Origin of the sequence: Streptomyces sp. NPDC088124, assembly GCF_040685895.1 — a bacterium.
Taxonomy (GTDB): Bacteria; Actinomycetota; Actinomycetes; order Streptomycetales; family Streptomycetaceae; genus Streptomyces.
This window is the reverse complement of sequence record NZ_JBFBJB010000083.1, coordinates 22,224-34,078: the sequence shown is the minus strand read 5'-3', so window position 1 is coordinate 34,078 and position 11,855 is coordinate 22,224. Positions and strand designations below refer to the sequence as shown.

The following is an 11,855-nucleotide window of genomic DNA, read 5'->3' as shown; positions in this document are numbered from 1 at the left end:
ACTTCGGCGCCCAGATCCCCCCTTGCGGAGCTCAACTCGGGACCTCCCTCCTGGTACTTGCCGCGCTCCCGGGGCGGGATGAGGTCACCGATGATGGCCATGACGCCGACCATGAGACCGCCCGCGCCGAGCCCCTGGACCCGGCAATCGTCGCCCAGCACGGAGGAGCGACTACGTGACTCCGCTTCCCCGCCTGAAGGAGGGGAGCTTCCAACCCGAGGGTCGCGGTCCAGCCCGAACCGGTCCCTTTGGGACGTACGGAAAATATCACGGGCCAGGGAAGCGATTCCCTCACCGGCTGAAGCCGGCGGCCCCCGTTAGGAGACTGATGGATCTGATCCCCGACCCGCTGCGGTCCTGGCCCGGACCGAGGGCCGCCGGCGCCTTCCCGCTGGACGAGGAGACCGCCGTCGAGGCGGGTCCCGGCACGGCGGGTGTCGCGCGCTGGCTCCGTACCACCGTGGGCGCCGCCACCGGGCTGCCGCTCCCCGACGCCGGTACGGGCGGCGGCGCCGGCGGCAACCTGATCGTGCTCGGGATCAGCGCGGACCTCGCGCGCGACCTGGGCCCCGAGGGATACCGGCTCACCGTCGGCGCCGACGGTGTCCGGCTCGACGGAGGCAGCGCCGCCGGGGTCTTCTGGGCCGCCCAGACGCTCCGTCAGCTCCTCGGCCCCGACGCCTTCCGCGCGGCGCCCCTGGACCCCGGACGCCACTGGTCCGTACCGATGACGGTCATCGAGGACGCGCCGCGCTTCGCGTGGCGGGGGCTGATGCTCGACGTGGCACGGCACTTCACCCCCAAGGACGACATCCTGCGGTGGCTGGATCTGCTCGCCGCCCACAAGCTGAACGTCTTTCACTTCCACCTCACCGACGACCAGGGCTGGCGCGTCGAGATCCGGAGCCACCCGCGGCTGACCGAGGTCGGGGCGTGGCGGGCGCGCACCAAATGGGGACACCGCGCCTCGGAAATATGGGAGGAGAAACCGCACGGCGGCTATTACACGCAGGACGACATTCGCGAGATCGTCGCGTACGCCGCCGCGCGGCATATCACCGTCGTCCCGGAGATCGAGATCCCCGGCCATTCGCAGGCCGCCATCGCCGCGTACCCGGAACTCGGCAACACCGATGTCATCGACACGACCTCCCTCACCGTCTGGGACACCTGGGGCGTCAATGACAACGTACTCGCCCCCACCGACAACACCCTCCGGTTCTACGAAGACGTCCTCACCGAGATACTCGCTCTTTTCCCCGCCGTCACCTCGCCGTTCATTCACATCGGCGGTGACGAGTGCCCCAAGGACCAGTGGAAGGCGTCCCCGGCGGCGCAGGCCAGGATCCGCGAACTCGGCCTGGCGGGCGAGGACGAACTGCAGTCCTGGTTCATCCGCCACTTCGACCGCTGGCTCGCCGCGCGCGGGCGGCGCCTGATCGGCTGGGACGAGATCCTGGAGGGCGGCAGCCTGTCGGGCGACGCCTGCGCCGACGCCGAGGGCGGGGACGGGGACGGGGCGCGCGGGGACGGAGCGGGCAGAGCCCGGGAGGGCAGAGCCGGGGCGGGCGGAGCCGGGGCGGGCCGCCTCACGCCGGGCGCCGCCGTCTCGTCCTGGCGCGGCTACGCGGGCGGGATCGCCGCCGCGCGCGCCGGACACGACGTCGTCATGTGCCCGGCACAACATGTTTACCTGGACTACCGTCAGGCGCCCGGCGACGACGAGCCGATGCCCATCGGATACGTCCGCACCCTGGAGGACGTCTACCGCTTCGAGCCCGTGCCCCCGGAGCTCACCGAGGAGGAGGCCGCCCATGTCCTCGGTACCCAGGCCAATGTCTGGACCGAGGTGATGCAGGACCGTTCCCGCGTCGACTACCAGGCCTTCCCGCGCCTGGCCGCCTTCGCCGAGGTCGCCTGGTCGGCGCTGCCCGCCCCCGGCGAACGTGATTTCGCCGACTTCGAGCAGCGCATGGCGGAGCACTACCGGCGCCTCGACGCCCTCGGGGTCGACTACCGGCCGCCCGGCGGCCCCCTGCCCTGGCAGCGCCGCCCCGGCGTGCCGGGACGCCCGATCGAGGGGCCGCCGCCCCGGGTCTGAGGCACAGGAGGCGCGCCCCATCAGGCGGATAAGTCATACAACGACCGCCGAAGAGTGGCATTCGGTACGTGCCGGTGATGCGGGGTGAAAGCGGACCTTCCCCCTGGTCGGGGACGGATGCGTCCTTCGTGGACCCTCGCGTCGCCCGGCCCGGAAGATGTGCCAGAGTTGCCACGTCCGGGCTGTGAGCACGTACGGTACGGCAACACAGGCGGGACACCGGGACACCGGAAAGGGGCAGTGGGGTTGACCACGCACGCACCGCAGACGGCGCAGTTCGTGACGCTGCCGGCCTCGCTCGACGAGGCCGTGGCGGCGCTCACCGAGATGCCTGCCGCCGTGCCCGTCGCAGGTGGCACCGACCTGATGGCGGCCGTCAACAAGGGCCAGTTGCGGCCCGCCGGCCTCGTCGGCCTCGGGCGGATCAGCGAACTGCGCGGCTGGCACTACCAGGACGGCCACGCCCTGCTCGGCGCCGGTCTCACGCACGCGCGCATGGGCAGGCCCGACTTCGCGGCCCTGATCCCCGCGCTCGCCGCGTCCGCGCGCGCCGCCGGGCCACCCCAGATCCGTAACGCCGGCACGCTCGGCGGGAACATCGCCACCGCCGCGCCGACCGGCGACGCGCTGCCCGTCCTCGCCGCCCTCGAAGCCGACCTGGTGGTCGCGGGACCCGGCGGCGTCCGCCGCGAGATCCCCGTCTCCCACCTCCTGGCGGGGCGCGAGATGCTCGCCCCGGCCGAACTCATCGGCTTCGTCCGCGTACCGCTGCTGCACGCCCCCCAGGTCTTCCTCAAGGCGACGGGACGGACCGGCCCGGGACGGGCCACCGCCTCCGTCGCCGTCGTCCTCGACCCGGCGCGGCGCGGCGTGCGCTGCGCCGTCGGCGCGATCGCCCCGATGCCGCTGCGCCCGCTCGACGCGGAGCGCTGGATCGCCTCGCTGATCGACTGGGACGGGGCGCGCGGGCTCGCGCAGGAGGCGCTCGCCGCCTTCGGCGAGTACGTCGCCGCCGCGTGCATCCCGGACCCGCCGCCGCCCGCCGACGGCGGAGAGGTGCCCGCGCCGTCCGCCGCCGTACTGCACCTGCGGCGCACCGTCGCCGCGCTGGCCCGACGAGCACTGGGGAGGGCGCTGTCGTGACCACCAACGACCATTCCGGATCCGGCCAGGGTTCCGGACCCGGCCAGGACGCCGCGAGCCGGGGCGGCTGGCAGCCGGTCCCGCAGGGCGGCGACTACGACGGCGAGGCGACCGCCTTCGTGCAACTTCCGCCCGAGGACACCCTGGACGCGCCCCTCGCCGCGCCGGGGCACGGCTACGTACCGCCCAGCATCTCCCCCCAGGCCCCCGGCGACCCGTCGCGGCCCGATCCCTCCGCGCCCGGCGGCTGGGCCGCCCAGCCGGTGGCAGGGGCGCAGGACACCGCGTACGGCCAGGGCGGCGACTACGGCCAGGGCGGGTACGCCCACGGCGGCCACGGCGGATACGGCCCCGGCGGCTACGAACCGCAGGGCACGAGCCACTGGAACTTCAGCGAGGTCGTCCAGGAGGCGGGCACGGGCGCGCCCTCCGCCGACGGGCCCGCGGACGGAGCCGCCCCCACCGCGCCCACCGGCCAGTGGACGATCCCGGTCGCCGGGGGTGATCTTCCCGACGAGTCCGGCGAGTTCAGTACCTCGGTCCTGGCCTCCCAGTGGTCCGGCGAGGCCCCGCCCGCGACCCTGCCGGGCGCCGCCGCCGCGCCCTGGGAGACGGAGCCCGCTGAGGACGTCTCCGTAGCCGAACCGGCCCCGGAGACCGCCCAGGCGCCCCCGCCGGCCCCCGAGCCCGTCCCGGAACCCCTGCCCGCGCCGGAGCCCCTGGCCGCGGCGGCCCCCGAGCCGGACCCCGACTTCGCGCCGCTCACCCACAGCAACGACAGCGCCGAACACCCCGCGGGCTCCTACGTCCTGCGCGTCAACGGCGCCGACCGCCCCGTCACCGACGCCTGGATCGGCGAGTCGCTGCTGTACGTGCTGCGCGAACGCCTCGGCCTCGCGGGCGCCAAGGACGGCTGCTCCCAGGGCGAGTGCGGCGCCTGCAACGTCCAGGTCGACGGCCGGCTCGTCGCCTCCTGCCTCGTCCCCGCCGCGACCGCCGCCGGCTCCGAGGTCCGTACGGTCGAGGGCCTGGCCGTCGACGGCGAACCCTCCGACGTCCAGCGGGCCCTGGCGGCGTGCGGGGCCGTGCAGTGCGGCTTCTGCATCCCCGGCATGGCCATGACCGTCCACGACCTCCTGGAGGGCAACCACGCCCCCACGGAGCTGGAGACCCGCCAGGCCCTCTGCGGCAACCTCTGCCGCTGCTCCGGCTACCGCGGCGTGCTCGACGCGGTCGGCGAGGTCGTCGCCGAACGCCAGGCGAGCGCCGAGGCCGCCGCCGCGGCCTCCGAGGAAGCGCGCGTACCGCACCAGACACCCCCGGGCACCGGCGCCGCCGGTGACCCGCACCTGACCCCGCACCCGCACCCGCACTCGCCCGACGGAGGCATGGCGTGAGCAACGACGCGGCCACCGGGACCACGCTCGACGGTCCCCACCAGGAGCCGCCCGCGCACGGCCTCGGAGCCTCACTCGCGCCCGCGGACGCGCGAGCGAAGACCGAGGGCACCTTCCCGTACGCCGCCGACCTGTGGGCCGAGGGCCTGCTGTGGGCGGCCATCCTGCGCTCACCGCACCCGCACGCCCGCATCGTCTCCGTCGACACGGCCGCCGCCGCCGACATGCCCGGCGTACGGGCCGTCATCACCCACACCGACGTCCCCGGCGACTCCGCGTACGGCAGGAGCGTCGTCGACCGCCCCGTCTTCGCCGCCGACGTCGTACGCCACCACGGCGAGGCCATCGCCGCCGTCGCCGCCGACCACCCCGACACGGCCCGGCTCGCCGCCGCGGCCATCGCCGTCGAGTACGAGGTGCTCGACCCGGTCACCGACCCCGAGAAGGCGTTCGCCGCCGAGCCGCTGCACCCCGACGGCAACCTCATCCGCCACATCCCGCTGCGCTACGGCGACCCCGACATCGCCGGCGAGATCATCGTCGAGGGCCTCTACCGCATCGGCCGCCAGGATCCGGCCCCCATCGGCGCCGAGGCCGGGCTCGCCGTACCGCGACCGGACGGCGGCGTCGAGATCTACACCGCCTCCACCGACCCGCACACCGACCGCGATCTGGCCGCCGCCTGCTTCGGCCTCGACCCCGAACAGGTCAAGGTCGTCGTCACCGGCGTCCCCGGCGCCACCGGCGACCGCGAGGACCCCGGCTTCCAGATCCCGCTGGGACTCCTCGCGCTGCGCACCGGCTGCCCCGTCAAACTCGCCGCCACCCGCGAGGAGTCCTTCCTCGGCCACGCCCACCGCCACCCGACCCTGCTGCGCTACCGCCACCACGCGGACGCCGAGGGCCGCCTCGTCAAGGTCGAGGCCCAGATCCTGCTGGACGCGGGCGCGTACGCCGACGCCTCGTCCGAATCCCTCGCCGCGGCCGTCGCCTTCGCCTGCGGCCCGTACGTCGTCCCGCACGCCTTCATCGAAGGCTGGGCCGTACGCACCAACAACCCGCCCTCCGGCCATGTCCGCGGCGAGGGCGCCATGCAGGTCTGCGCCGCGTACGAGGGCCAGATGGACAAGCTCGCGGCCAAACTCGGCCTCGAACCGGCCGAGTTGCGCATGCGCAACGTGCTCGCCACCGGCGACATCCTCCCCACCGGCCAGACGGTGACCTGCCCGGCCCCGGTGGCCGAACTGCTCACCGCCGTACGGGACTACCCGCTGCCCCCCCTCCCCAAGGACACCCCGGAGGCCGCCTGGCTGCTCCCCGGCGGCCCCGAGGGCGCGGGGGAGCCGGGCGCGGTACGGCGTGGCGTCGGCTACGCGCTGGGCATGGTCCACATGCTCGGCGCGGAGGGCGCGGACGAGGTCTCCACGGCGACCGTGAAGGTCCACGACGGCATCGCCACGGTCATCTGCGCCGCCGTCGAGACCGGCCAGGGCTTCGCCACGCTCGCCCGGCAGATCGTCCAGGAGACCCTGGGCATCGAGGAGGTCCACGTCGCCCCCGTCGACACGGACCAGCCCCCGGCGGGCCCGGCCGCCCACGGCCGGCACACCTGGGTCTCGGGCGGGGCGGTCGAACGGGCCGCCAAGATGGTCCGCACGCAGCTCCTCCAGCCGCTGGCCCACAAGTTCGGCATGTCCACCGAGCTGCTCCAGATCACCGACGGCAAGATCACCTCGTACGACGGTGTGCTCTCCACGACCGTCACCGAGGCGATGGACGGCAAGGAACTCTGGGCCACGGCCCAGTGCCGCCCCCACCCCACCGAGCCCCTCGACGGCGCGGGCCAGGGCGACGCCTTCGTGGGCATGGCCTTCTGCGCGATCCGCGCGGTGGTGGACGTCGACATCGAACTCGGCTCGATCCGGGTCGTGGAGATGGCCCTGGCGCAGGACGTCGGCCGCATCCTCAACCCGGCACAGCTCGCCACGCGCATCGAGGCGGGCATCACCCAGGGCATCGGCACCGCCCTGACGGAGAACCTCCGCACGACCCGAGGCCTGATCCGCCGCCCCGACCTCACCGGCTACGCCCTCCCGACCTCCCTGGACGCCCCGGACATCCGGATCGTCCGCCTGGTCGAGGAACGCGACGTGGTCGCCCCCTTCGGCGCCAAACCGGCCAGCGCGGCCCCGGTGGTCACCTCCCCGGCGGCGGTGGCGGCGGCGGTACGCGCCGCGACGGGCCGCCCGATCAGCCGCCTCCCGATCCGCCCCCAGGCGGCGGTGGCGGCGGCGCCGGGGGCGTAGAACGGCCCGCGTCCCCAACTCGTCGTGGCGTGATCTGCGTTGCAGATGCAAGGGCTGAGGTGTGCGGTGTCAGACGCGCTGGTTAGAGTGGCTTCCGTAGCTGTGTGTGCAACGGGGGACAACGGGGAGGCGCGCCGATGGCGCAGGACGACGGGACGGGCCGGCCGGTATATCCGACGCTGCCCACCCCTGCCGCGAAACCGGACGTGGGTGTCGAATCGGGTGAGTTGACCAAGTTCAAGAACGAGGTCGACGAACTGCTCACCAGGCTCGACGAGTCGGAGGCCGCGGAGCGGAGGGTCGCGGGCGAACGGATGGTCCAGAGCCACCTGGGCACGCCCGCCCTCCGGGAGAGCGCGTTCCTGTATGGCACGTACATGGTCGTCCACGACCAGCTGGAGGAGCTGTCCCGGATGCTGGCCCTGCAGATCGAGGGGCTGTCGGTCGGACTCCAGGCGTCCCGCAACGGATACGACGGGATGAACGAGGACATCCGGGCCAGGATGCAGCTCCTCGCCAAGGAAGCCGGCACGGAGTATGGCGACCGGGCGCAGCAGAGCGGGGCGCCGCAGGGGACGGGCGGCGCGGGCGGTCAGGCGAAGCCCGGTTCACAGGACGGCCAGATCTGATGAGTGGGGGAGCTGTGGTACTGGGGGCGCGGCGTGGCTGCTGACGGGGAGAAGGCGGGGCGCAAGGCTCCGGCACTTGAGCAGACCGATTTCGAGTCGAAGACACATCAAGAGCTGCTCGACATGCTCGACGGCGCGACCAGCGAATCAGCGTCGGAGCTCGCGCGTAAGCTGGCCGACGCCGCAAGCACCGTGAACCGGATCGGTATGGGGCTCAAGTCCGTCGTGGCGCGGCTCGAATGGGACGGCGAGGGCGGAAACGCCTTCCGCGACTGGGGTCACCAGGCAGCCATAGCCACGCTGGATCTCGGCGCGTACAGCCAGCACGCGTCGTCCTGGCTGGAGGAGGTCGCCACCGCCATCAGCCAGGCGAAGTCGGCCGTCCCGCCGAGGTCCCCGGCGCTGGAGAAGAAGGCCGAGGACTCGCTGATCGTCGTGCAGGCGGCGCGGCACGACGCCGGGGCGGGGGATATTTCGGATGTCCTCACAGATCTGCGGGGTGCCCAGGACGGGATGGAGTCCCGTCGTCAGGAAGCAGCGCAGCAACTGAGGAAGCTGGCGCAGACGTATGTCTACTCGGCCGAGCAGATCTCGTCCCAGCCGCCGCCGTCGTTCCCGTCACCGCCTGCGCAGTTCATGCCGGATCCCGATGACCGGTTGAGTTCGGCGAACCGTGTCGGAGGCGATTCGTACGGCTCCGGCGGTGGAGGTTCTTCTTCGGCGGCTTCGTACACTCCCGCACCGGGGAACGCGTACTCCTCGGCGTCGTCTTTCAACGGTTCGGTCTCACAGGCGGCGACTGGAAAGGCGACGCCGCCTGCGGTGGTCGTGCCGGACCGACCGGTCGACATGGGGATCGACAGTGTGGCCACGCTGCCGCAGACGCCCAACCTGCCGTCCGCGCCTCCCGGAGGGACTCCGCCGGGAGGGAGGCCCGAGGGGCTGACGTCACTTCCGGTCGGCTTGGTGCCGCCCGCGTTCGGCGGGAACCCCGTACCGCCCGGGACTGTGCCGGGTGGACGCAGCGGCGCCGGACCGCGTGGCCCCCTGCTGCCCGGCCAGTCTCCTTCGGGCGGTACGGCCGGAGGGCGGCTGCCACAGCAGAACGGCATCACGGGCGGCAGACCCGTACCCCAGAATCTGGGTCGTCCGACCGGTGGAATCCCTCGTGGCACGGTCATCGGGGGAGAAACTGGGCGCATGCCCGGAGGAATGCCCCACGGCGGTGGAGCAGGGGTAGGCAACGGCCAGGGTGGCATGGCCCCAGGCCGACGGCTTGCTTCTGAGTCCGGTGGTGTCGTCGGGGGGAGACAGGGGCAGCAGGGCAGACCCTTCACGCCGGGCGGCTCCGGGCTGGTCCGCAACGGGCAGCCGGGGCGTACCGGCGCAATGGGGCCCGGTGCCCGGAGTACCGCAGCGCGTCGGGATCGCGAGGATGCCGAGCGCCCGGACTATCTGGTCGAGGACGAAGCGACCTGGCAGCAGGGTCGGCGGCGCATTGTGCCGCCGGTCATCGACTAACCCCCACATCGCTCGGCAAGAGGAATCAGATGCGTATCAGCAGCCGCTCAACATTGAGGCATGCCCGGGTGGTGTCCGCCGCTCTGGGGATGCTGCTGGTAGGCATCCCCGCAACGCTGGCCCACGCAAAGACAGTTCGCGACGATCAGTGGCATCTGGACGCGATGAAGGCCGATGAAATGTGGCGTACGAGCACGGGCAAGGGCGTCACGGTGGCTGTGCTCGACACCGGTGTTGACAAGAGCCTGCCCGACCTTGCGGGGCAGGTTCTGCCGGGTCTCGATCTGTCGATCGAACAGGCCGGGGATGAGAACACGGATCCCGATGGGCATGGCACTTCCATGGCCTCCCTGATCGCGGGAACCGGAAAGCGTCCCGGAGGTAAGGGGGCCTTCGGCCTTGCACCCGGCGCGAAGATCCTGCCCATCAGGATGCCCAAGCCTGATGAAGGAACGAACCTCTCGTTTGATGTCGGAATGTATACCGGAGCATTCAGTGAAGGTATTCGGTATGCGGTGGACTCCGGCGCAAAGATCATCAACGTCTCCCTGGGATCGAAGGTGACGGGCGATAACATAACTGCGGCCGTCAAGTACGCGCTGGGCAAGGGCGCGTTGGTCTTTGCTGCCGTAGGGAATAGCGGTGACGACGGAAACCCGGTCTACTACCCGGCGGCAACTCCGGGCGTTGTGGGCGTGGGGGCCGTCGACAAGAACATCAGGGTGACGAAGGAGTCTGAGCGCGGACCGCAGGTCGATCTGGGGGCGCCCGGTGCGGACATGATTTCAGCGTGTACCGGTGGGTCGGAGATCTGCAACAGCCACGGGACCAGCGACGCGACCGCCCTCGCCTCCGCCTCCGCCGCGCTGATCTGGGCCAAGTACCCGGAGTGGACGAACAACCAGGTTCTCCGCGTCATGTTGAACACGGCAGGAAAGGCGAAGAGCGGGGAGGAGCGCAACGACTTCCTCGGTTACGGTGTCGTCCGTCCCCGAATAGCCCTCAAGACCCCCGGCGACCCCGGTCCGGCCGACGAGTACCCGCTGCCCGATCTCGCGGCGGCGGAGCCGTCCGAGTCACCGTCACCTGAGTCGTTCGCGACGCCGGGTGGCGCCGGGAGTGAGGACAGCGCCAAGGACGAATCCGAGAAGCCCGCAGCGGCAGCCGCGTCCGATGACGGCGCCAACACCGGGCTCTGGATCGGACTCGGGGTGGGTGCCGCCGCCCTGCTCGGGGGTGCGGTCGCCGTTCCTGTCGTCCGGTCCCGGCGTCGTGCGGCGGCTGCCTCGGCGGTTCCGGTGGCGCCCACTCCGGCCTACACGCCGTACCCGCAACAGCAGCCGCAGTACTACCAGCCTCAGCAGCCGCCGGCGTACCCGCCGCGTAACACTCCTCCCGGACCCGGTCTTTGAGCCAGGAAGGGCCCGCCAGGACTGTTCCCGTCCCGGTGGGCCCTTCCGCCGCCCCACAGCCTTGCGCGGGTGTTCTGGGACAGCGCTCAACTGTGGTTACAAGAGGTGATCGGCTTTGCCGGCCTTGATGTCGCGGATGAGGGTGGCGAGGGCTTCGCGGGTGTCGGTGAGGTAGGTGTCTTCCTGCCCTGCAATGGCTATGTACGCGTTGCCGTTCGGGTCAGTGCCGATGCGGAAGCAACTGTTGCCTTCTCCGCAGAACGGCTCCTCCCACGTGATGTCCTTCATGTCGTTCCCCTCACAGTTCTTGGACGAGGCTGTGGATGAAGTCGCGTGACGCGCTTTCTGACATGCACTCCTTGTCCATCCACTCCAAATGGGCTCGGTATTTGGCGAGGTGCGGCTCGGTGTGCAGGAAGTCCGGACCGTGTGCGGAGTCCACCTGAACGGTGTCGAGTTGCGGCACCGCCGCCTCCGCGTAGAGCAGGGACTGTCCGGCTCCAGGGAAGCTGCCGCGTGCCACGGGCACTATGCGCACAGTGATGTTGTCCTTCTCGGAGGCCGTGATCAGCGAGTTCAGCTGACTTCGCGTTGCCTTGTCGCCGCCGAAGCGCATGCGTAGTGCCGCCTCGTGCAGGTAACCCACAAAACCCGCGGGCTCTTCCCGGCTCAGTACCTGTTGCCGCTCCATGCGGTGCGCTACACGAAGCTCGACTTCGAGGCGCGAGAGCGCCGGGAGAACCGCCGCGAAGATGCTGCGGGCGTAGTCCTCGGTCTGTAGCAGGCCAGGTACGTGGACGGACTGTACGTTCTGAATGCGAACTGCGTGCCACTCCAGCTCTGCGATGTCCAGCAGCCCTGGTGAGAGCCTTCCCCGGTACTCGCCCCACCAGCTCCGTTTCGGCGGCGTCGTGAGTTCGAGCAGCGCGGATACGTACGCCTCGTCCGTGCATTCGCAGTGCGTCGCCAGGGTTCGGAGGCGGTCCGTGCTGATGTGCCGGATACCCGACTCGATATGCGAGATCTTGCCGCGATCGACGCCGAGCAGTCCGGCCGCGTACTCGATCGACATGCCCGCACCGGTCCGCATCTTGCGGACCTCGGCACCAAGTCTCCTCTGTCGCTGCGTTGGTGCTGTCCGTGCGGCCATGGGGATCCTTCCTGTCGGCCGGTGCTCAGTGTGCCGGGCGTCACTCTAAAGGTCTATTGGGGCTTCAAGTTCCACCCATGGGTGGAACTTGAAGCCCATGATTCCTTACTGTCGGTGATGGGGTGATCACGTACCGCAAAGCAGAAGTGCATCGCGCGAGCCTGCCCGCCTCCTCCTGCCCATCTGTATGCCGCAG

Annotated in this window: 9 protein-coding genes; 7 read left to right on the top strand and 2 right to left on the bottom strand. The window is 71.4% G+C overall.

What is annotated here, in order from left to right; translation table 11 throughout:
• The first annotated feature begins 328 nt into the window (after nt 1–328).
• The 7 genes from AB0P17_RS39900 (at nt 329) to mycP (ending at nt 10,509) form a co-directional block, all read left to right on the top strand.
• On the top strand, nt 329–2,101 hold the full coding sequence (locus AB0P17_RS39900; protein WP_365819397.1) for a beta-N-acetylhexosaminidase: 1,773 nt from the start codon (nt 329–331) through the stop codon (nt 2,099–2,101).
• A 246-nt stretch (nt 2,102–2,347) separates the two neighbouring features.
• Complete coding sequence (locus AB0P17_RS39895; protein WP_365819395.1) at nt 2,348–3,244, top strand: FAD binding domain-containing protein; 897 nt, start codon at nt 2,348–2,350, stop codon at nt 3,242–3,244.
• Nucleotides 3,241–4,641 carry a (2Fe-2S)-binding protein gene (locus tag AB0P17_RS39890; protein ID WP_365819393.1) on the top strand — a complete coding sequence of 467 codons (1,401 nt, stop codon included), beginning with the start codon at nt 3,241–3,243 and terminating at the stop codon, nt 4,639–4,641. The genes AB0P17_RS39895 and AB0P17_RS39890 overlap by 4 nt, the downstream gene beginning before the upstream one ends.
• Nucleotides 4,638–6,947, top strand: coding sequence for a molybdopterin cofactor-binding domain-containing protein (locus tag AB0P17_RS39885; RefSeq protein WP_365819391.1), 2,310 nt, complete (start codon nt 4,638–4,640; stop codon nt 6,945–6,947). The genes AB0P17_RS39890 and AB0P17_RS39885 overlap by 4 nt, the downstream gene beginning before the upstream one ends.
• A gap of 137 nt (nt 6,948–7,084) precedes the next feature.
• Nucleotides 7,085–7,576, top strand: coding sequence for a hypothetical protein (locus AB0P17_RS39880; RefSeq protein ID WP_365819389.1), 492 nt, complete (start codon nt 7,085–7,087; stop codon nt 7,574–7,576).
• Between the two features lie 33 nt (nt 7,577–7,609).
• Entirely contained in the window at nt 7,610–9,097 is a 1,488-nt protein-coding gene (locus AB0P17_RS39875; protein WP_365819387.1) for a hypothetical protein, read from the top strand.
• Between the two features lie 29 nt (nt 9,098–9,126).
• Nucleotides 9,127–10,509: a type VII secretion-associated serine protease mycosin gene (gene mycP / locus AB0P17_RS39870; RefSeq protein WP_365819385.1), complete on the top strand. Its 1,383-nt coding sequence runs from the start codon at nt 9,127–9,129 to the stop codon at nt 10,507–10,509.
• 96 nt (nt 10,510–10,605) lie between these two features.
• On the opposite strand, the gene AB0P17_RS39865 is transcribed toward mycP, so the two are convergent.
• Nucleotides 10,606–10,797: a hypothetical protein gene (locus tag AB0P17_RS39865; protein ID WP_365819383.1), complete on the bottom strand. Its 192-nt coding sequence runs from the start codon at nt 10,795–10,797 to the stop codon at nt 10,606–10,608.
• A 10-nt stretch (nt 10,798–10,807) separates the two neighbouring features.
• A complete protein-coding gene (locus AB0P17_RS39860; RefSeq protein WP_365819381.1) occupies nt 10,808–11,659 on the bottom strand; it encodes a helix-turn-helix transcriptional regulator in 852 nt (283 codons plus the stop codon).
• Nucleotides 11,660–11,855 lie beyond the last annotated feature (196 nt).